We start from the raw sequence: 19826 nt of genomic DNA on the forward strand, positions 1-19826 counted from the left end.
GCGCGGCATCCCGAATCGCTGCCCCGGCTGGCCGTCAGCTATCGCCTCGCCGCGCCGCGGATCACGAGGGTGACAAACCGCCCCCAAATTCCCCACCAACCACCGCCGGCCGGTCCTCAGACATGACAAAAGGGCCGCAAATCACTCTGCGGCCCCCCAACCCCAATTCACTCAATCAGTTCAACGTCCTATCCGGCCAAATCCAGCCTCGTCCGACAAGATCCCGGGTGCCAATCCATTCCGTAAGCCACAGGCGCTTGTCGTCGCGGCTCTCCACGGCCCGCGTTTCAATTCACGCTCCCGCACGGGGAGCGACCGAGCGATCGGCTCCTTGCCCTGGACGCTGTCCGTTTCAATTCACGCTCCCGCACGGGGAGCGACCCGCCTGATGTATGAATGCCGGGGATTAGGGCATGTTTCAATTCACGCTCCCGCACGGGGAGCGACAGGCGACGGGCCATCTGATTATTATTGATTAGAGGTTTCAATTCACGCTCCCGCACGGGGAGCGACGTTTTTCTGTCGAGGGCTCGCTTTCTGATTCGCAGTTTCAATTCACGCTCCCGCACGGGGAGCGACCAGGCTGCCAGGTGCCTTGGCCGGCGCTGGCGCCGTTTCAATTCACGCTCCCGCACGGGGAGCGACTCACCCCCCTGTAATAGCTTGATTCCACTGCCCAAAAAAGCCGGTTTCCGCGAACCTCCCCGACAACTCACTCCCCCGTATGCATGACACATCTTTCAAAAAAATAACCCTTTGAAATCGCTTCGCGATTCCTTCCGCGAACCTCCCAGGGTTTTTGTGTGTGCTTGGGGTTCGCGGAACGGCCGCCTCGCCATCGCGCAGACCGGCCGGCGGGGGTGGCGCGGGTTTTGGGGGTGGCGTGGCGCATGTGGTGGCGGCGCGGGCGGCACATCACGGGTGGCGGGCGCCGGGGCATGGGTCGGGGATGGGGGTGTCGCTCGCGCGGGGTCTGGCGCACAACCATAGCGTGATCGCGCCGGATCCGCGCGGCATGGGGTGGGTTATGACAGGAAGATCGAGGGGCGCGACATGATGGGCATGCTCAACGTGCTCAAGATCGGCGCGGTCGATCTCGTCGCCCATGATATCGGCGGCATGGTCACCAGGGCCAGCCACGCATTCGCCGCCCGCGATCGCGACCAGATCAGGCGCGCCGTTCTGATGACCCCGCCGATTGGGCCAGTCTTGACGATCAGATCCTGGATCAGTGATCTGTGCCGGAAAACGAGCCCGGGATCTGCATGGCCCTCGACACATGGCGCGACCCGATCGCCAGCCACCCGCTGGACTTGACCGCCACATCATCGGCCGGCGCCGCGTTTCAGGCCCATCTGGCCAGCCACGCCATGACGATCACCGACAGCCCGGCCTGCCCTCCGGACGACCGCACCCGCCACCTCAAGGCCGCCGCCAAGGGCGCGCGCAATCTGACGCGCTATCTGAGATGACGGCAGGCTGTGGGCTGATCTTGCCCGCCCGCGCATGAGCCCTCGGCTGGCTTCAGGTCATGCAACCGCGCGTGGAGTGGTGCACTCAACCACTGCCGCCACCTGCACGAGATGTTTCAATTCACGCTCCCGCACGGGGAGCGACGACGGGCCTCTTGCTGCTGCTCGTAAGGCTCAGGGTTTCAATCCACGCTCCCGCACGGGGAGCGACCTGATCATCCCTGGGTATGCGAAGGCTTGGCGCGTTTCAATCCACGCCCCCGCACGGGGAGCGACCCACCACTACGCGGAGGAGGGGGCATGATTACCAGTTTCAATCCACGCCCCCGCACGGGGAGCGACGATCGTCGGCCGACGTGACGATTGCGCAGCCCGCGTTTCAATCCACGCCCCCGCACGGGGAGCGACGATCGGCCGACTAGATCGGCTCATTTTTTAACGGTTTCAATCCACGCCCCCGCACGGGGAGCGACCACCCGCCGGCACCGGCCGTGGTGCAGGCGGGTGTTTCAATCCACGCCCCCGCACGGGGAGCGACCTGGTCTGCCATCGCGGCCGGCCGGTCGCCAACCCGTTTCAATCCACGCCCCCGCACGGGGAGCGACGCGTGCGACAGATTCGGGCAGCCGTCATAGATCCTGTTTCAATCCACGCCCCCGCACGGGGAGCGACTCACCCCCCAGCAATACCTTGATTCCACTGCCCAAAAAAGCCGCTTTCCGCGAACCTCCCCGCCGACTCACTCCCCCGTATGCATGACACGACTTTCAAAAAAATAACCCTTTGAAATCGCTTCGCGATTCCTTCCGCGAACCTCCCGGGATTTTTATGTGTGCTTGGGGTTCGCGGAACACCCGTCTTCCCACCGCGCCACAAGGCCGTCGGGGCCGGTCAGGGGTTGGATGCCCGGCCCGGGATGATGAGGCCGTCATCCCAATATGGCGGGTGGCCGAAGGCGTGTTTCAGGTGGTCGATCAGCGCTCGCAGCCGCGCCGGGGGGGCGGGGCCGCGTTGATAGGCGATGGTGATGGGCGTGACGTCGGCATCGACGCCGATATCGAGCATGGCGAGGGTTCCGGCCTTGATCGCCTGATAGCTGTGGAAGGTTGGCAACCAGGCGATGCCGAGCCCGGCGATCGCGGCGTCGCGCATGGCATAGCAGGAGGTGACGCGAAGCCGTGGCGTGACCCGCGCGACGACGCGCTCGATCTCGGCCTTGAAGCTCCAGTCATCGGGCCCACGATCCATATAGTGGATCGCCTTGTGGTGTTCGAGCTGGTCGACCGTATCGGGCCTGCCATGACGGTCGAGATAGGACGGCGCGGCGACCAGGGTGCGGTGGCTGATGGTGAGGGGTTCGATCGCCAGCTTGGGCAGCGCCGTGGGCGCGATGCGGACCAGCGCGTCGAAGGCGGGCCCCAGATCGCTGATCCGGTCGTCGAAATCGGCGGTGACGGTGACGTCGGGGTGGCGGCCCATGAAATCATACAGAATCGGCCCGAGATGCAGGTCGCCGAAGGCGCGGGGAACGGCGATGCGAAGCGGGCCCGACACCGCGCCGCGCCGCCGCGCCAGATCTTCCCTGACCCCGGCTGTCTCGTCGACGATCCGCCGCGCCCGGTCGAGCAGCGCCACGCCGTCTTCCGTCAGGGCGAACTGGCGGCTGTTGCGGCTCAACAATCTGGCGCCGAGCGCGTGTTCCAGCTCCGACAGCCTTTCGCTCACCGTCGACTTCGACAATCGAAGCTGGCGGGCGGCCTCGTTGATCGATCCGCAATCCACCACGGTGACAAAAGCGATGATGCCGTCGAGCCTCATGGTTCGCGATCTCCGGAATATTGGTTCGGCGCTTCCGACCTGTGCTGATGGTCGCCGCCAAGCATAGAGTCGACGGAGAGCGGCCGCCCGGCATGATGTCATGCTCGTTGATCTGGTCCTGGCCCGCAATCACCGATGGGGGGCGAACATGACGTCGTCTGCTTTTTCAGCCATGGTCCTTGGCGTGGCGCTGATCGCGGCCGCGCCCGCGGCCGGCGCGCAGGATTTCGTCTTTCCGCCAGAGTTCAGCACGCGGGACGTGGCCACCAACGGCACGACCCTGCATGTCCGGATCGGCGGCACCGGGCCGGCGGTTCTGCTGCTGCATGGCTATGGTGAGACCGGCGACATGTGGGCGCCGCTGGCGCGGGATCTTATGCGCGACCATACGGTGATCGCGCCGGATCTGCGCGGCATGGGCCTGTCGGCGCGGCCGGCCTCGGGCTATGACAAGAAGACGCAAGGCCGCGACATGGCGGGCATGCTCGACGCGCTCAAGATCGGCGCGGTCGATCTCGTCACCCATGATATCGGCAATATGGTCGGCTATGCGTTCGCCGCGCAGGATCGCGACCGGATCGGCCGCTTCATCCTGATGGATGCGCCGCTCCCCGGCATCGGGCCGTGGGAGGAGATCTTGAAGAACCCGCTGCTCTGGCATTTCCGTTTCGGCGGCCCCGATATGGAACGGCTGGTGGCCGGCCGGGAGCGCATCTATCTGGACCGGTTCTGGAACGAATTCTCGGCCACCCCCGCCAAATTCAGCGAGGCATCCCGTCAACACTATGCCCGGCTATACGCGGCCCCCGGTGCCATGCATGCGGGCTTCGCCCAGTTCGCGGCCTTCGATCAGGATGCGATCGACGACAAGGCCTTCCTGGCCGAGGGCAAGCTGACCATGCCGGTCCTCGCGATCGGCGGGGAAAAATCATTCGGCCCGGCCATGGCCATGGTCATGCGCTTTGCGGCCACCGACGTGACGGAAGGCGTCGTGCCCGATGCGGGGCACTGGCTGATGGAGGAACAGCCCGAGGCGACGGTGACCATGGTCCGCGCGTTTCTGGATGCGGGACGATAGCAGGCGCCCCCTCACCACCGCCCGGCAAGGCCGGCGGGGGTGGCGCGGGCTTCTGCGAGGGTGCGGTCGGCGTGGCGCATGCGGTGGTCGAGCAGGCGGCGCATCATGGTGGCGACCACCGGGGCATAGGCCGGGTCGGTAGCAACGTTGCGGGTCTGGGCGGGGTCGGTGGCAAGGTCGAACAGCACCGGGTCGGCGTCGGGGAAGTGGAGATAGGCGAAGGCCTCGTCCTGGATGGCGCAGAAATGGGCGCCATGCGGGTCGCGGGCCAGGCCGGGGGCCGGGAAGGCTGGGATCTTGTCGCGGAAATCATGTTCATAGACGGCGGCGGTGCGCCAGTCTTCGGGGGTGTCGCCGGCCAATAGCGGCAGCAGGCTGCGGCCGGCGCATTGCGGCGGCGGGGCGATGCCGAACCAGTCGAGCACGGTTGGCAGCAGGTCGACATGCTCGGTGATGTGGGTGATGCGGCCGCCGCGTGTGGGGTCGGCGGTGGCGCGCGGGTCGGCGATGATCATCGGCACCCGGAACGAGGCCTGATGCAGCGCCCGCTTGCCGAACAGCCCGTGCTCGCCCCATTGCTCGCCATGATCGGACATGAAGATCACCAGCGTGTCGCGGTCGCGGCCATGGCGGTGGAGGGCGGCCAGAACCCGGGCGATTTCGTCGTCGACCTCGGCCAGCAGCGCCAGATAGGCATGGCGCAGGGCGGCCACGGTTTCCGGGGGCAGGTCCGCCGCCCGGCCGTCGAGGCCGGGATGGGCGATGCTGGCCGGCACCACCGCGCGCAGCAGCGCCGCCAGCGGGTGGATGGCGTCTTCGGCCATGGCCTCGACCCTGGCCAGCGGCGGCGCGCCGGGGATGCGGGCCAGATGCCGGGCCAGCGCCGCCAGTGGCGGATGCGGCCGGAACAGGCCCAGATGCAGCAGCCACGGGGCTTGCTGCTGCTGGCTGATGACATCCACCGCCGCATCGGCCAGCCAGCGGCTGTCATGCAGGCCATCGATCTGGGGGGAGGCCTCGACCGGCGCGCCCGCGCGCAGGTGGTCGGCGAAGGCGGTGTCGTAGTCGTCGGGGGCATCAGGGGCCGGGCCGGGTTCGCCCTGCCGGTTGCGCGCCCAGGCCATGTAATTGGATTTGTCCTCGGACATTTCGCGCACCACCCGCCAGCCTTCGGCGACGCTGGGGCCGGTGAAGGCCGGGTCGGCGGGGTTGCGGCCGCGTGGATCGGGCACCGAGGTGGTATAGCCGATCATCCAGGGCGTGACCCCGGCATCGCGCAGATGATGCTGAAGCTGGCGATGATGCGCCGACAGCGGCACCGGATTGCTGAACACCCGGTGGGTGAAGGGGTACTGGCCGGTGGCCATGGTCGCCCGTGCCGGGCCGCAGGGCACGCTCTGGGCGAAATGGCGGGTGAACACTGTGCCGCGCGCCGCCAGCGCATCCAGCGCCGGGGTCGCGACATGGGGCAGGCCCAGCCCCGGCGACAGATCCCAGCGCCACTGGTCGACCACGATCAGCAGAACATTGCGGGCCGGGCGATGGCGTGACATGAGGCAGCGGCCTTTCAGCGGAGGGCAGGACTGACGGCAGGGCGTGGTTTCAGCGGCAGGCGAGGCGTTCGAGCAGCGGCCGGTAACGCTCGACGCCGCCGCGGCCAGCACCGTCGATCTTGGCGGCTTCATCGATCCGGCGCAGCGCGATGGCATCGGCGCCATGGGGATCGGCCAGGAAATCCGCCACCTCGGCATCGCTCATCGGCCCGCCCTGAAGATCGAGCGTGCGCCGCGACACCGCCGACAGCCCTGCCGCATAGGCGGGCTCGGTCACCACCAGACAGCGCTTGGCCGCGACATGCAGGGCGATCGGCCGGGTGACCGATGGCGGGAACAGGCCGGCCAGATATTTCTCACCCAGCCGCTCATGCGCATCATCGCGGCCACGGCGGAAGGCGTCGCCGGCATCGCGGTGCACCATATGACCGATATCATGCAGCAAAGCGGCGGCGATCAGGCTGTCATGGGCGCCGGCCGCCTCGGCGATCTCGGCCGACTGCACCGCATGTTCGATCTGGCTGACCGCCTCGCCATAGCTCTCGTCGCCACGGGCCGCGAAGATCGCGAAAATCGCCTCCAGCCGGGCGCGGGTTTCGGGCAGAAGCGGGGGCTGGGTCTCGGCCATGGTCTGGACGTCCTATGCATGAAAATGATGATCTATGTGATGATATAAACTTCTTTTATGAAAACCATGTGACCATCGTCTGAAAAAGCGCGCACCCCGTCCGCGGTCGACGCCAGGGCGGCGCGGCCGCCGGCCGGGCGGCACGGCATCCATGGCCGCAGGCGGTATCCAGGGTCATTTTTCCACGATCATGGTCGACGGTCTCATCCAAACCGCTCGCCCTTGAGGTCTCCGGCCACCTGCCGCGACATTTTTTTACCCGGATCGGGGTATGCGGGCAGCCGGGGCCGTGAATCGGAGCCGGTTCATTTCATGACGAAATTCCGCGAACGCAGATTTCATTCGGTAATATTCTGACCCACCGGCGCAAGGTTCGGCTTTGGGTGCGGTGCAACGCGCGTTCAGGGTGCCAAATCCCCTATACTCAATGTCCTCAGGGTTGCAGGCACTGGCAGGGTGGCGCCACCAGCGGTGTCAAGAGCCGGGGTGACAGGCCGGATATTTCGCTGTCATAGTTCCGGCATCGGATCGCCTTGTTCCTCGTCTCTGGGAAGATCGTCACTGATGTCCTCATCCGAACGCCTCAGTCTCCACGTGCCCGAGCCGGCGGTCCGGCCGGGCGACACACCAGACTTTTCGACCGTCAAGATTCCGAAAGCCGGTGCGGTGCCGAGACCCGAGGTCGACGCCGACCCGGAATCCATGCGCGACCTCGCCTTCTCGATCATCCGGGTGCTGAACCGCAATGGCGAGGCGGTCGGCCCCTGGGCCGGCGCGCTCACCGATGACGAGCTGCTCGACGGCCTGCGCCACATGATGACGCTGCGCGCCTTCGATGCCCGCATGCTGATCGCCCAGCGCCAGGGCAAGACCTCGTTCTATATGCAGCATCTGGGCGAGGAGGCGGTGAGCTGCGCCTTCCGCAAGGCGCTCAAACCCGGCGACATGAATTTTCCGACCTATCGGCAGGCGGGGCTGCTCATCGCCAACGGCTATCCGATGGTCGACATGATGAGCCAGATCTTCTCGAACGCCCGCGACCCGCTGAAGGGCCGGCAGTTGCCGGTGATGTATTCCTCGCGCGAGCATGGCTTCTTCACCATCTCGGGCAACCTCGCCACCCAGTTCGTGCAGGCGGTGGGCTGGGCGATGGCCTCGGCGATCCGCAATGACAGCAAGATCGCGGCGGCCTGGATCGGCGACGGCTCGACGGCGGAGAGCGATTTCCACGCCGCCCTGGTCTTCGCCTCGACCTATAAGGCGCCGGTGGTGCTGAACGTGGTCAACAATCAATGGGCGATCTCGACCTTCCAGGGCATCGCGCGCGGCGGCTCGGGCACCTTCGCCGCCCGGGGCCTGGGTTTCGGCATTCCGTCGCTGCGGGTCGACGGCAACGACTATCTGGCGGTGCACGCGGTCGCCAAATGGGCGGCGGAGCGGGCGCGGCGCAATATGGGCCCGACCCTGATCGAATACGTCACCTATCGGGTCGGCGCGCATTCCACCTCGGACGATCCATCCGCCTATCGGCCCAAGACCGAAAGTTCGGCCTGGCCGCTGGGCGATCCGGTGATCCGGCTGAAGAACCATCTGATCGGGCGCGGCGTGTGGTCGGAAGAGCGCCACAAGCAGTCGGAGGCGGAAATCCTGGACACGGTGATCGCCGCCCAGAAAGAGGCCGAAAGCTTCGGCACTCTGCATGCCGGGGCCAAGCCCTCGGCGCGCGACATGTTCGACGGCGTCTTCGCCGAGATGCCGCCGCATCTGCGCCGGCAGCGCCAGCAGGCGGGAGTCTGAATTCATGCCACGCATGACGATGATCGAGGCGATCCGCGACGCCATGGACGTGATGATGGGCCGCGACGAGACCGTCGTGGTCTATGGCGAGGATGTCGGCTATTTCGGCGGCGTGTTCCGCTGCACCCAGGGGCTTCAGCAGAAATACGGCAAGACCCGCTGCTTCGACGCGCCGATCAGTGAAAGCGGCATCGTCGGCACCGCGATCGGCATGGCCGCCTATGGCATGAAGCCCTGCGTCGAGATCCAGTTCGCCGACTATATGTATCCGGCCTATGACCACATCACCCAGGAAGCGGCGCGCATCCGCTATCGCTCCAATGGCGATTTCACCTGCCCGCTGGTGATCCGCATGCCCACCGGCGGCGGCATCTTCGGCGGCCAGACCCACAGCCAGAGCGTGGAAGCCCTGTTCACCCATGTCTGCGGGCTGAAGGTGGTGGTGCCCTGCAACCCCTATGACGCCAAGGGGCTGCTGATCTCGGCGATCGAGGATCCCGACCCGGTGATCTTCCTGGAACCCAAGCGGCTGTATAACGGCCCGTTCGACGGCCATCACGACCGGCCGGTGACCCCCTGGTCGAAGCACGAGGCCGGCGAGGTGCAGGCCGGCCATTACACCGTGCCGCTGGGCAAGGCGGCGGTGGCGCGGCCGGGATCGGCGGTGACGGTGCTCGCCTATGGCACCATGGTGCATGTGGCGCTGGCGGCGGCGGCCGATGCCGGCATCGATGCCGAGGTGATCGATCTGCGCACGCTGGTGCCGCTCGATCTGGACACGATCGTGGCCTCGGTGCGCAAGACCGGGCGCTGTCTGGTGGTGCACGAGGCGACGCTGACCTCGGGCTATGGCGCCGAGCTGGTCTCGCTGGTGCAGGAAAACTGCTTCCACCATCTGGAGGCACCGGTGGTGCGGGTGGCCGGCTGGGACACGCCCTATCCCCATGCCCAGGAATGGGATTATTTCCCCGGCCCCGGGCGCGTCGGCCGCGCCCTGCAAGAAATCCTGGAGAGCTGAGCCATGGGCGAGCATATCATCAAGATGCCCGACGTCGGCGAAGGCATCGCCGAGGCCGAGCTGGTGGAATGGCATGTCGAGATCGGCCAGATCGTGCGCGAGGACGCGCTGCTGGCGGCGGTGATGACCGACAAGGCCACCGTCGAGATCCCGTCGCCGGTGGATGGCAAGATCATCTGGCTGGGCGCCGAGATCGGCGAGGTGTTGAGCGTCGGCGCGCCGCTGATCCGGCTTGAGGTGGCGGGCGAGGGCAACGCCGCCGCCGTGGCCGCCGAGGCGGAGACAGAGACCGAGACAGAGGCGGAGACAGCCGGCGAGTCCGGCGCCGATGCGGCGCCAGCCCCGGAGCCTGCCGCATCGAAGCCGGCCGCCGCCAAACCGGCGGCCCCCAAACCCGCGCAAGCCAAACCGGCGGCGCCGAAACCCGCATCGCGTGCCGCCGCCCCGGCCGGGCCGGGCCTGGCGGTCGCCATGGCGCCGGGCGCGCCACGGCCTGAGCATGACAAGCCGATCGCGGCCCCGGCCGTGCGCCACCGCGCACGCGAAGCCGGGGTGGATCTGCGCCAGGTGCGCGGCACCGGGCCGGCCGGCCGCATCACCCATGAAGACCTCGACCGGTTCTTCGCCGGCCAGGACCAGCGGCCGGCGGCCGGCGGTCTGGTCGCCAACACCACCATCGACGAGATCAGGGTCGTGGGGCTGCGCCGGCGGATCGCCGAGCAGATGTCGCTGTCGAAGTCACGTATCCCGCACATCACCTATGTCGAGGAAGTGAACGTCACGGCGCTGGAAGAGCTCCGCGCCAAGCTGAACGCCGAGAAACGCGCCGACCGGCCGAAGCTGACCATCCTGCCCTTCCTGATGCGGGCGATGGTGAAGGCGATCGCCGAGCAGCCGCGGCTGAACGCGCTGTTCGACGACGAGGCCGGCATCATCCGGGTGCATGGCGGCGTGCATATCGGTGTCGCCGCCCAGACACCCTCAGGGCTGGTGGTGCCGGTGGTGAAGCATGCCGAGGCACGCGACATCTGGGGCTGTGCTGCCGAGGTCAACCGCCTGGCCGAGGCGGCCAAGACCGGCACCGCCACGCGTGAGGAACTGACCGGATCGACCATCACCATCACCTCGCTGGGCGCGCTGGGCGGCGTGGTCACCACCCCGGTGATCAACCATCCGGAGGTGGCGATCATCGGCGTGAACAAGATGATGATCCGCCCGGTCTGGGACGGCACCGGCTTCGTGCCCGCCAAGATGATGAACCTGTCCTCCAGCTTCGATCACCGGGTGATCGACGGCTGGGATGCGGCGGTCTTCGTCCAGCGGATAAGGTCTCTGCTTGAGACCCCGGCCACCATCTTCATCGAGGGTTGAAACGATGAAGGACATTTCCTGCAAGCTGCTGGTGATCGGCGCCGGCCCCGGCGGCTATGTCTGCGCGATCCGCGCGGGCCAGCTCGGGATCGACACGGTGATCGTCGAGGCGAAGAAGCCCGGCGGCACCTGCCTGAATGTCGGCTGCATTCCATCGAAGGCCCTGATCCACGCGGCCGAGGAATTCGAGAAGGTGGCGCATATGGCGGGCGGCGCCTCGCCGCTCGGCATCTCGACGAGCGCCCCCACCATCGACATGGCCCGCACCATCGCCTGGAAGGACCAGATCGTCGGCCGGCTGACCGGCGGCGTCTCTGGGCTGCTGAAGCGCGCCAAGGTCAAGGTGGTGGCCGGCCATGCCCGGTTCCGCGACGGCAAGACCGTCGAGGTCGACACCGAGACCGGGCTTCAGGTGATCCGCGCCGAAACCGTGGTCATCGCCACCGGATCGGTGCCGGTGGAACTGCCCTTCCTGCCCTTCGGCGACCGGGTGATCTCGTCGACCGAGGCCTTGTCGCTGACCACGGTGCCCGACCGCTTCGTGGTGGTGGGGGCGGGCTATATCGGGCTCGAACTCGGCACCGCCTTCGCGAAACTCGGCGCCAGGGTGACGGTGGTGGAAAGCCAGCCGCGCATCCTGCCCTTGTATGATGCCGAACTCACCCGGCCGGCGGCGAAGCGGCTCGACGAACTGGGGGTCGAGGTGCTGACCGGCGCCAAGGCCCGGGGCCTTGCCCGCGGCGGCGACGGTCTGGTGATCGAGACCGCGGATGGCGAGGAACGCACCCTCGCCGCCGACAAGATCCTGGTCACCGTCGGCCGCAAACCGGCCACGCAGGGCTGGGGGATCGAGGAACTGGTGCTCGACATGCACGGGCCGTTCATCTCGGTGGGCGACCGCTGCCAGACCTCGATGCGCGGGGTTTATGCGATCGGCGACGTCACGGGCGAGCCGATGCTGGCCCACCGCGCCATGGCCCAGGGCGAGATGGTGGCCGAAATCGTGGCCGGCCACAAACGCGCCTGGGACAAGCGCTGCATCCCGGCGGTGTGCTTCACCGATCCTGAAATCGTCACCGCAGGCCTGTCGCTCGACGAGGCGAAGCGCCAGGGTGTCGAGGCCAGAACCGCCCAGTTCCCGTTCAGCGCCAATGGCCGGGCGATGAGCAAGCTGGGCGAACAGGGCTTCGTGCGCGTGGTGTTCCGCGCCGACAACAATCTAGTGCTCGGCATCCAGGCCACCGGCCAGGGCATCTCGGAACTCTCGGCGGCCTTCGCCCTCGCGATCGAGATGGGCGCCCGTCTGGAAGACATCGCCGGCACCATCCATGCCCACCCCACCCTCAGCGAAGCCTTCCAGGAAGCCGCGCTGAAGGGTCTTGGGCACGCGCTGCACATCTGATGGTCAGGCGGGGCGGGAGCGCCTTGAGGCCTCCCGCCCCGTCACGGCACCTGCTGCGCGGCGTGCTTGACACGCAGGATCTCCACGATCCCGGCGTCAGCCAGCACGCGATAGAAAATGATATAGCAGAAGATGATATAGCGCGGATGCACGATCAGTTCGCGCACCCCCTCCGGCAGACCCGGCCGCCCGGTATGGCCAAGCTCTGGATGGTCTTCAAGCGGCTTGGTCTTGTCGCGCAGCGTCCGGCCGAAGCTCCGGGCGCGCGCCGGATTGTCTCTGCCGATATAATGCATGATGGCGCGCAAATCCTCGCGGGCCATTGGTCGCCATTCAATGCGAGAATGGGCACCGGGGCGACAACGGGCACCGGGGCGATAACGGGCACCGGGCATCATCGGACCTCAGCCGGTAGCCACCGGCACCGTCATGCGCGTCGCGTCCGCGTCGGTGCGTGCCCGACCTCGCTTGCGCCACGATCCGCATCCATGTCGGCCATGACCTCATCATGCGGGATGTTTGGCCGCGGATCATCGATGGCGCCCTGTATCTCACCCGCAAGCCATCGGTTATAGGCGGCCGAGCGGTGCGCCTCACGCAAGACATCCGCACGGCCGCGGGTGCCGGCGGCGGGCTGTTTCTCGGCAGGCTGCCACGCGCTGGCGTCGAACCGGCCGACGGTGATACCAACCTCGCGCAGCACGCTCAATGCGGCCGCCGGATTGCCAAAGCGGCGCGGCTCGGTGCTGCGCGCCTTCGTCAGCACGGCACGCCCACCGCTGCGCGTGTCGATCTGAACAAGAAACGCGCCGCCCTGCCCCTTCAGAACCACATCTGAAACGCCGCCAGCATCACTGGCAGCGCGCAGTTGCTCAAGGGTCATGCTCTGCATGATCTGCTCCTGCCGACGGCAGTTATCAGAATTTAGTGTGCATGATCTTCAGATAAGCTGCAACTGACCGCACCCTCCTCTCAGCCAAACCGTCCAGGACGGGGCAGGATCGGGTGTGACCAGGGCTCACCCGAAGCGGGCCTGATGGAGGGCGACCGCATCCGCCCCGGCCGGGAAATGCAGCCGGCCGCTGGTATCATGGACGGCCGCCCACACAGCGTCGGCGACATCCGTCTCGGTGGTGGTCAGCGCAGGGCTGGCATAAGCGTCGAAGATCGGGGCCGCAAACCCGGCATAGGCGGGCGGAATCAGATCGGCGACGCGAAGGCCGGTGTTGTGCGCGAAGCGCGTGGTCGGCGCATATCCGGGCGCCACCAGCGCCACCCGCAGGCCGACATGGCCGAGTTCATGGGCAAGCGAGCCCGTGAAGCCGTCGATGGCCTGCTTGCTGGCGGTATAGGCCGCCGCCAGCGGCATTGGCGCAAGCGTGACGCTCGACGTCACGTTGACGATGATGCCCGACCGGCGCGCGCGCATCTGCGGGATGACCGCCTGACACATCGCCATGACGCCGAAGGTGTTGGTGTCGAACACCTTGCGGATATGCGAGAGCGGCGTAGCCTCGAAGGCGCCGACGACGCCGATACCGGCATTGTTGACCAGCACGTCGATCGGGCCCGCGGCCGCGATGGCGGCAGCAATGCTCTCGTCGCGGGTCACGTCGAGCGGCAGGATCCGCAGGGCATCGGACCGCGGCAGCAGATCCGCATCGGGGCGGCGCATGGTGGCGATGACCCGCCAGCCTCTGGTCAGGAAATGACGCGCCGTCTCAAGGCCATAGCCCGAGGAGGTGCCGGTGATCAGGATTGTCTGCATGAGCCGTCTCCATCCGTATCTGATAGCCTCTGTCTTAGATCCGATGACCCGGATGATCCATAATCCGCACACCTGAATTCGTTACCAATCGTCCAAACCGAATGACCTGGGGCATGACTGAGAGAGCGGGAGACCCGATGCAGACGGTGGTGCAGACACGGCCGATCGACGCCGTCCTTCTCGACATGGACGGCACGATCCTGAATTCGATCAAGGCCGCCGAGCGCGTCTGGCAGGCCTGGGCGGAGCGCCACGGCCTGGATGTCGCGACCTTCCTGCCCACGATCCACGGCGTTCGCGCGGTCGAGACGATCCGGCGGGTCGGCCTTGCCGGCATCGATCCCGAGGTGGAAGCCGCCGCGATCACCCAGGCCGAGATCGGCGATGTCGAAGGGATCGAGGCGATCGCCGGCGTGCAGGAATTTCTGGCCGGCTTGCCGGCTCAGCAATGGGCCGTGGTGACCTCGGCGCCCCGGGCGCTGGCGCTGCGCCGGATCGAGGCCGCCGGGCTGCCGGTTCCGCCGCTTCTGATCGCCGCCGACGATGTCGAGACCGGCAAGCCCGCGCCCGATTGCTTCCTGCTCGCGGCCGAACGGCTTGGAACCCAGGCGCATCGCTGCCTGGTGATCGAGGATTCCATCGCCGGCATCATCGCGGCGGAACGAGCCGGGGCGGCGGTGCTGGTCGTGACGACCACCCACCACAGGCCGATGACCGTCCGGCATCCGGCGATCCTAGATTATCGCGACATCGCCCTGAGCCGGCGTGCCGATGGCGCGATCTCGATCTGCCATGCCAGCGAGGCCGCGACCCCGTCGGCCCGGCTATCCTGTATCCTGCAGGCAGCAGGGTCGGTCGACTCTGGACAGCGTCGGCTCTAGACGGTAGCGGCGGCGGCAGTGATCCGGGCGAATTGTCCGGGCGGGCAGCCCTGCCGCTTGCGAAACGCGGTGCTGAAGGCGCTGGCGGAGTCATAGCCGATCTCGTCGGCGATCTGGTCGAGCGTCTTCGTCCCGCGCATCAGGGCGTCTTTCGCCAGCGCCATCCGCCAGCGGGCGAGATAGTCGATCGGCCCGCAGCCCAGGATATCGGCGAAGCGCGCGGCGAAGGCCGAGCGGGACTGTCCGGCGATCTTCGCCAGGGCGGCAACCGTCCAACCGGCCCGGACATCGCCATGCATGGCACCAAGGGCGCGCGCGAGGGCGGGATCGCGCATGGCCCTGAGAAGCCCGGTCGGAACATCATCGTCGACACCGTCGCGCCAGCGCAGGGCTTCGACCAGCAGAACGTCGAGCAGACGCCGAAGGATCATCTCCCGTCCGGGATCGCAGCCGGCGCATTCCTCGACGATCAGATCGATCATCCGACCGAGCCGCGCCGACCGCCCTGCCGTGGCGGGGATGTGGATCATGCGCGGCAGCAGGGTGAGCAGAAGCGGCCCATTCACCGGCGCGATACGGAAACTGCCACCCAGCGATTCGAAATCCGCAGCGCCCGCCTGCTCGCCATGGCGAACCGGCGCGTCCGTCGGAACGCGGGGGTCGCATACGGCATCGGGATGGCTGCTCAAAGTGAAGGCCGGCGTGGCGGGAAGCAGCAGGAAATCGCCCGCGCCCAACCGCCGGGGCCGTTGCCCCTCGACCGACAGCCAGCATGCCCCCTTCAGAATGATGGTGAATCCAGGCGCGTCATGGGCCGCATAGCGCACCCCCCAGCGACCCCGCCCGGTGATGGGCTTGGAGATGGCCGTATGGGGCCTCAGCAGCGCGATCATCTCGCTCAGCGGATCCATCCTGGACGATCCATCATCATTTCTGGGAAATAATGTCTACAGCGTCCAGGCCAGCGCGTCCAGACCAACACCTCCGGGCCACTGGACGCGCATCCGTGCCTGTGGCACCGCATCAGATGCGGCGCCAGGCAAACATGGCCGTTTCATAAGGAAAGGCGATCTCGGCGCCATGGGCGAGTTCGGGCGTGCCGGCGATCAGCGCGCGCACCTGCCGCGCGACGTCGGCCTGCCGTTCGGGCGGCAATGCGGCGATGAAGCTGACCGAGAGCGTGCGCTTGACGATCACGTCTTCCGGGCATCCGACATGGGTGTTCCGGGCCCGACGCTCGCCGACGAATTCGAACCCGGGCGCGGGAAAAGCCCGGCGCCAGTCGCCGGTCCGGTATCGGGGCGTGTCGCCCTGCCACGGGTCGGTGATGGCGGACAGCGCCGCGACCCATGGCACGGTTTCATCCCGCCCGTTCCAGATCAGCCCCAGCACCCCGCCCGGCCTCAACACCCGCCGCATATCCTGCACGGCCGCGGCGGTCGCGAACCAGTGGAAGGCCTGCGCACAGACCACCGCATCGACCGAACCGTCCGGCAGGGGAATGGCATCGGCGGACCCGGCCAGAGCCTCCACCTCAGGAAACGCGCGGATAAGCTGATCGCGCATGGCATCGACCGGCTCGACCGCCACGATCCGCCCGCCGCATTGCTGCATCACGGGCATGAACTTGCCGGTACCGGCCCCGACCTCAACGGTCGTCCGACCGGGCCCGACCCCCACGACATCGCGCAGCCAGCCAACCGCCTCGGCCGGATATCCGGGCCGCCCGCCGACATAGGCCCCGGCCCCGGTCCGATAGCCTGTGGAGGATTGGTGAACCGGCATCTGCTGCACCTCCGTTCCGCGAGGGGGGTGGCGTGTTCGCTGACGGCCGTGGCGAACACGTCTCATCCTATTGGGCCGGCGTATCTGATGGCACCATAGGACAATCAGGTCATGATCAGCCTGCAGTGTCAGCTTCGATCAGCAGGAAGCCGTCGGCAACGGCCAGCATCGTGATGCGGCCGTCATCCGAGGCCACGGTGCCGGGGACAAGCCCATGAGGTTCGCGCCAGCCCCGCACCGCCGCCACCCAGCGGGTCCGATGGGTGTTCCGATCCGGCCCGCCCTGATCCACCCCATCCCAGGCCACCAGCCCCGGGCCAAAGGCGCGCCAATGATGCAGCGCCTCCCCCACCTGGGTCGCGGCACCGATCGTGAAGACCTCTGGATGGTCCGCCGTCCAGCGACCGGTTCCGCTCTGGGGAGCCGCTGCCGCCCAGGCGCGGGGGAAATCCGACAGGATCGCCGCCATCATCTGCGCCGACCGCCAATAGGTCCGCGCGAATACCGTATGCAGGTCGTCTGCAGCCGTCAGCGTCATCGGCTCTTGCGCCAGAATGTCGCCGGCATCGGCCTCTGCCGTCAACTTGTGGATCGTTACTCCCGCCGCGTCCGGGTGTGTGGAGAGGATCCATTGCACCGGCGCCGGGCCACGCCCGTCTGGCAGCAGGCTTGGATGGACGTTGACGGCCGGCAGTGCCGGGTCGACCGGCACCAGCCACGGATAGCCGACCACAACCACCAGTTCCGTCCCGGCCTGTTTCAGGGCAACCAGATCATCGTGACACAGCCGGTGGAAGAACACCGGGCAATGATGTTCCGCAGCAAGTGACGCGGTGATCTCGCCGATCTGCCCGCCGCCGGCCGTCCAGATTGACGTCAGCACATGCCCGCCCGACCGCAGCATGGTTGCCCAGTTGCCATCGACACCACCCAACAGAGCGATCCTCATCACCGATCTCCCACTTCATGCCGGCCCCGGCGCCACCGAAGACACGCCATCGGGCAGTGTGATCACCGCATCGCCGGGCTGAATCACCCCGAGCCGATGGGTGACCGCGATCACGGTCACCCGATCCGTAAGCTGGCGGATGCCATCCAGGATTCCGGCCTCGGTAGCCGGATCGAGTGCCGAGCCCGCCTCGTCGAGCAGCAGAATTGCCGGGTCGTTATAAAGGGCGCGAGCGATCGCGATTCGCTGACGCTCGCCGCCGGACAATCGGAAGCCCCGCTCGCCGACCACCGTCTCCACTCCGGCCGGCATCGCATGAACGCGCTCTTGAAGCTGGGCAGCGGCAAGTGCCGCGTTCAGTCGGGCCTCGTTGCGTATCCGGCCGAAGGTCACGTTCATGGCAACGGTGTCGGCAATCAGAACCGGCTCTTGAGGAACGATGCCGACCACCGCGTACCAGGCATCGGGATCGATATCGGTAAGATCCGTGCCGTCGATCAGAACCCGCCCGGTGCCGGGGTCCAGCGCCTTGGTCAACAACCGCATGAGAGTGGTCTTACCGGCCCCGGTCTCGCCGACGATCCAGGTGATATGACCACGCCGGGCCGTGGCCGTGATCTTCGGTGCGCCCCGCCCATCCGCGTGGACATAGCCCACGCGATCGAAGGTGATCATTCCGTCGCTGATCACCACTGGTGGCGCTCCGGACCGCATCGGCATTTCCGGTGCCTGCCACATCCGCAACAACGGCCGCAGCCGCGCCATCGATCGGATCACATCGTCGATGGCATGGCCGGCGGCCTCGAAGGGCTGATTGAGTTGCAGAAGCAGCGTATTGAAAAGCACGACATCGCCGATCGTGAGCTGGCCGGCCCTCCAGGCCGGCAGCAGCAGCGCGAAGGTCATGCCGATCTGAACCACCAGCGCCCCGCCATACAGAGATGCATAGGCGATCCGCCGCCGGCAATAGACAGCCCAGCAAGCAAGCAATCCGCGCATCTGCGTTTCGTGATGATGCCGGGCCCAGGTCGTGCCCCCAACCTGCCGCACCGCCTCGACGGCACCGATCACATTGCCGAACACCTGCGCCACCTGTTGATCGGCGTCGATCGCCGCATCCAGAGAGCGGCGTGTGCGCGCTGCAGCAAGATAGGTCACCCCCACGAAAACGACGCCATAGGCCGCGACAATGGCAGCGATGGCAGACGTCACGGCCGCCCCGAGGGTGACGAGGGTGGCAAGGAACTGCACCATGCCGGTGAGGATCACGCCGAGGCCAAGCTGAACGATCACGTTCATCGCCATAGCACCCCGGGCCTGCGCCTGCCGGATGGCGACGATATTGTTGTCCACGAAGAACGTCGCCGTCTTTCGCATCAGCCTGTCGAAGAAAGCAATGCTGATCGCACAGGCCATTCTTTCCGCACACATATAGCCCAGATACTCAACCATATGCCGGACGACCAGACCGCCGCCGAGCAGCAGCGCATATCCCGCCACGATCCAGGCGGCATTGCTCGTCCACCCGTCTGCCAGGTCGTCGATCAGTCGCGAGAACAGGTAGGGCACCAGCACCATCAGCACTGCTGACACAACGGCCAGCACCGCCACGGGCAGGAGCGATCTCGCAACATCCTTCAGCCCGGCATCCTTCAGACCTTGGATGAAGGCCAGGATTCCCCCGCCATCTCCGGCCTTTTCAGCGGTCATATATGCCCTCCTCGGCGATAGTGTCCGAGAAAAAGCTCGATATGCAGGAACATCAATATATGGAAGACGGTCTGTCGGAAGTCTTTCGTAGCGCCCCCCCGGCGACAGATATCTTCGTAGCATCGCAATAGCGCCGCTGTGTCCACGAGCCCCAGATCAGCACATACAGAGTCGCGACAGAGCCGCCGGACAACATCGCCAGCGCGAATGACGATATCCCCAAGCCAGCTTTCAAAAGACTCATGTATCTCCGCTTGAAATTCACCCATGCCTACAGAGACGAGAATGTCTTTTATAATTGTGCGGTCCATTCTGAGATGGCGAGGCAAGGATGATCCGAACTGTATGACCTCCGGCTCCAGAAACGGATTCACGGACCACATGCCCTGGGAGAGCAATCTTTGATGGCGAGCTTCGACAGCCTGCAAAGCTGGCGCAACGTATGGCAGAGTGTAGCTGCTCGTCATCTGCAGAGTGTGATGTGACGGTATTTACCTGACAGTTGTCGCCACACCCGATCCCGGCATGCCGGGATCGGGTGTGGCCATGCCGCCCTCGGAAGTGGGTTAGGATGAAGTCGCCAAACTTTGTCCAAC

General features: G+C 66.5%; 17 protein-coding genes and 2 CRISPR repeat arrays. Of the genes, 7 read left to right on the forward strand and 10 right to left on the reverse strand.

Annotation, left to right across the window (positions count from 1 at the left end; translation table 11 throughout):
- The first annotated feature begins 284 nt into the window (after positions 1-284).
- A CRISPR array of direct repeats spans positions 285-646; the repeat unit is 32 nt; unit sequence GTTTCAATTCACGCTCCCGCACGGGGAGCGAC.
- A gap of 619 nt (positions 647-1265) precedes the next feature.
- Positions 1266-1472 carry a hypothetical protein gene (locus WG924_RS24300; protein WP_345935627.1) on the forward strand — a complete coding sequence of 69 codons (207 nt, stop codon included), beginning with the start codon at positions 1266-1268 and terminating at the stop codon, positions 1470-1472.
- A 113-nt stretch (positions 1473-1585) separates the two neighbouring features.
- Positions 1586-2144: a CRISPR direct-repeat array (repeat unit 32 nt; unit sequence GTTTCAATTCACGCTCCCGCACGGGGAGCGAC).
- A gap of 219 nt (positions 2145-2363) precedes the next feature.
- On the opposite strand, the gene WG924_RS24305 is transcribed toward WG924_RS24300, so the two are convergent.
- Positions 2364-3290 (reverse strand): LysR family transcriptional regulator, encoded by a 927-nt coding sequence (locus WG924_RS24305; RefSeq protein WP_345935628.1) that lies wholly within the window; start codon positions 3288-3290, stop codon positions 2364-2366.
- Between the two features lie 148 nt (positions 3291-3438).
- Between WG924_RS24305 and WG924_RS24310 the strand changes: the two genes are divergently transcribed.
- Positions 3439-4368 (forward strand): alpha/beta fold hydrolase, encoded by a 930-nt coding sequence (locus tag WG924_RS24310; RefSeq protein ID WP_372044872.1) that lies wholly within the window; start codon positions 3439-3441, stop codon positions 4366-4368.
- 11 nt (positions 4369-4379) lie between these two features.
- Here WG924_RS24310 and WG924_RS24315 read toward each other — a convergent pair whose 3' ends face one another.
- Entirely contained in the window at positions 4380-5921 is a 1542-nt protein-coding gene (locus WG924_RS24315; RefSeq protein WP_345935629.1) for a sulfatase-like hydrolase/transferase, read from the reverse strand.
- 49 nt (positions 5922-5970) lie between these two features.
- Entirely contained in the window at positions 5971-6549 is a 579-nt protein-coding gene (locus tag WG924_RS24320; RefSeq protein WP_345935630.1) for an HD domain-containing protein, read from the reverse strand.
- A 564-nt stretch (positions 6550-7113) separates the two neighbouring features.
- Here WG924_RS24320 and WG924_RS24325 point away from each other — a divergent pair.
- From WG924_RS24325 to lpdA, 4 genes are read left to right on the forward strand one after another with little or no spacing between them, the layout of a single operon-like run.
- Positions 7114-8346 (forward strand): 3-methyl-2-oxobutanoate dehydrogenase (2-methylpropanoyl-transferring) subunit alpha, encoded by a 1233-nt coding sequence (locus WG924_RS24325; protein ID WP_345935631.1) that lies wholly within the window; start codon positions 7114-7116, stop codon positions 8344-8346.
- A 4-nt stretch (positions 8347-8350) separates the two neighbouring features.
- Positions 8351-9364 carry an alpha-ketoacid dehydrogenase subunit beta gene (locus WG924_RS24330; RefSeq protein ID WP_345935632.1) on the forward strand — a complete coding sequence of 338 codons (1014 nt, stop codon included), beginning with the start codon at positions 8351-8353 and terminating at the stop codon, positions 9362-9364.
- A 3-nt stretch (positions 9365-9367) separates the two neighbouring features.
- Positions 9368-10735, forward strand: a complete 1368-nt coding sequence (locus tag WG924_RS24335) for a dihydrolipoamide acetyltransferase family protein (RefSeq protein ID WP_345935633.1) — start codon at positions 9368-9370, stop codon at positions 10733-10735.
- Positions 10736-10739: 4 nt separating this feature from the next.
- A complete protein-coding gene (gene lpdA, locus WG924_RS24340; RefSeq protein WP_345935634.1) occupies positions 10740-12137 on the forward strand; it encodes a dihydrolipoyl dehydrogenase in 1398 nt (465 codons plus the stop codon).
- A 41-nt stretch (positions 12138-12178) separates the two neighbouring features.
- Here the strand turns inward: lpdA and WG924_RS24345 are convergent, their stop codons facing one another.
- The 3 genes from WG924_RS24345 to WG924_RS24355 all read right to left on the reverse strand — a co-directional run bounded on the left by WG924_RS24345 (position 12179) and on the right by WG924_RS24355 (position 13905).
- On the reverse strand, positions 12179-12535 hold the full coding sequence (locus tag WG924_RS24345; RefSeq protein ID WP_345935635.1) for a type II toxin-antitoxin system RelE/ParE family toxin: 357 nt from the start codon (positions 12533-12535) through the stop codon (positions 12179-12181).
- Positions 12536-12564: 29 nt separating this feature from the next.
- Positions 12565-13029, reverse strand: a complete 465-nt coding sequence (locus WG924_RS24350) for an antitoxin PaaA2 family protein (RefSeq protein ID WP_345935636.1) — start codon at positions 13027-13029, stop codon at positions 12565-12567.
- A gap of 126 nt (positions 13030-13155) precedes the next feature.
- The gene (locus WG924_RS24355) at positions 13156-13905 is read right to left on the reverse strand and encodes an SDR family oxidoreductase (RefSeq protein ID WP_345935637.1); all 750 of its coding nucleotides are present in this window, start codon (positions 13903-13905) and stop codon (positions 13156-13158) included.
- A 137-nt stretch (positions 13906-14042) separates the two neighbouring features.
- Between WG924_RS24355 and WG924_RS24360 the strand changes: the two genes are divergently transcribed.
- Positions 14043-14786, forward strand: a complete 744-nt coding sequence (locus WG924_RS24360) for an HAD-IA family hydrolase (RefSeq protein WP_345935649.1) — start codon at positions 14043-14045, stop codon at positions 14784-14786.
- Here the strand turns inward: WG924_RS24360 and WG924_RS24365 are convergent.
- The 4 genes from WG924_RS24365 to WG924_RS24380 all read right to left on the reverse strand — a co-directional run bounded on the left by WG924_RS24365 (position 14783) and on the right by WG924_RS24380 (position 19353).
- Positions 14783-15697: an AraC family transcriptional regulator gene (locus WG924_RS24365; protein ID WP_345935638.1), complete on the reverse strand. Its 915-nt coding sequence runs from the start codon at positions 15695-15697 to the stop codon at positions 14783-14785. The two genes, WG924_RS24360 and WG924_RS24365, sit on opposite strands and share 4 nt — an antisense overlap.
- 112 nt (positions 15698-15809) lie before the next feature.
- Positions 15810-16571, reverse strand: a complete 762-nt coding sequence (locus tag WG924_RS24370) for a class I SAM-dependent methyltransferase (RefSeq protein ID WP_345935639.1) — start codon at positions 16569-16571, stop codon at positions 15810-15812.
- Positions 16572-16686: 115 nt separating this feature from the next.
- A complete protein-coding gene (locus WG924_RS24375) occupies positions 16687-17520 on the reverse strand; it encodes a formyltransferase family protein (protein WP_345935640.1) in 834 nt (277 codons plus the stop codon).
- Positions 17521-17535: 15 nt separating this feature from the next.
- Positions 17536-19353, reverse strand: coding sequence for an ABC transporter ATP-binding protein (locus WG924_RS24380; RefSeq protein WP_345935641.1), 1818 nt, complete (start codon positions 19351-19353; stop codon positions 17536-17538).
- Between the last annotated feature and the right edge of the window lie 473 nt (positions 19354-19826).

The organism is Tistrella arctica (genome assembly GCF_039630945.1).
Taxonomy (GTDB): domain Bacteria; phylum Pseudomonadota; class Alphaproteobacteria; order Tistrellales; family Tistrellaceae; genus Tistrella; species Tistrella bauzanensis.

What these genes read in the sequence shown, in the direction of transcription:
- WG924_RS24365 (WP_345935638.1), bottom strand. Translation starts at nt 15,697, where the DNA reads ATGGATCCGCTGAGCGAGATGATCGCGCTGCTGAGGCCCCATACGGCC.
- WG924_RS24380 (WP_345935641.1), bottom strand. Translation starts at nt 19,353, where the DNA reads ATGCTACGAAGATATCTGTCGCCGGGGGGGCGCTACGAAAGACTTCCG.
- WG924_RS24375 (WP_345935640.1), bottom strand. Translation starts at nt 17,520, where the DNA reads ATGAGGATCGCTCTGTTGGGTGGTGTCGATGGCAACTGGGCAACCATG.
- WG924_RS24350 (WP_345935636.1), bottom strand. Translation starts at nt 13,029, where the DNA reads ATGCAGAGCATGACCCTTGAGCAACTGCGCGCTGCCAGTGATGCTGGC.
- WG924_RS24320 (WP_345935630.1), bottom strand. Translation starts at nt 6,549, where the DNA reads ATGGCCGAGACCCAGCCCCCGCTTCTGCCCGAAACCCGCGCCCGGCTG.
- WG924_RS24360 (WP_345935649.1), top strand. Translation starts at nt 14,043, where the DNA reads ATGCAGACGGTGGTGCAGACACGGCCGATCGACGCCGTCCTTCTCGAC.
- WG924_RS24310 (WP_372044872.1), top strand. Translation starts at nt 3,439, where the DNA reads ATGACGTCGTCTGCTTTTTCAGCCATGGTCCTTGGCGTGGCGCTGATC.
- lpdA (WP_345935634.1), top strand. Translation starts at nt 10,740, where the DNA reads ATGAAGGACATTTCCTGCAAGCTGCTGGTGATCGGCGCCGGCCCCGGC.
- WG924_RS24330 (WP_345935632.1), top strand. Translation starts at nt 8,351, where the DNA reads ATGCCACGCATGACGATGATCGAGGCGATCCGCGACGCCATGGACGTG.
- WG924_RS24345 (WP_345935635.1), bottom strand. Translation starts at nt 12,535, where the DNA reads ATGATGCCCGGTGCCCGTTATCGCCCCGGTGCCCGTTGTCGCCCCGGT.
- WG924_RS24305 (WP_345935628.1), bottom strand. Translation starts at nt 3,290, where the DNA reads ATGAGGCTCGACGGCATCATCGCTTTTGTCACCGTGGTGGATTGCGGA.
- WG924_RS24370 (WP_345935639.1), bottom strand. Translation starts at nt 16,571, where the DNA reads ATGCCGGTTCACCAATCCTCCACAGGCTATCGGACCGGGGCCGGGGCC.
- WG924_RS24315 (WP_345935629.1), bottom strand. Translation starts at nt 5,921, where the DNA reads ATGTCACGCCATCGCCCGGCCCGCAATGTTCTGCTGATCGTGGTCGAC.
- WG924_RS24300 (WP_345935627.1), top strand. Translation starts at nt 1,266, where the DNA reads ATGGCCCTCGACACATGGCGCGACCCGATCGCCAGCCACCCGCTGGAC.
- WG924_RS24355 (WP_345935637.1), bottom strand. Translation starts at nt 13,905, where the DNA reads ATGCAGACAATCCTGATCACCGGCACCTCCTCGGGCTATGGCCTTGAG.
- WG924_RS24325 (WP_345935631.1), top strand. Translation starts at nt 7,114, where the DNA reads ATGTCCTCATCCGAACGCCTCAGTCTCCACGTGCCCGAGCCGGCGGTC.
- WG924_RS24335 (WP_345935633.1), top strand. Translation starts at nt 9,368, where the DNA reads ATGGGCGAGCATATCATCAAGATGCCCGACGTCGGCGAAGGCATCGCC.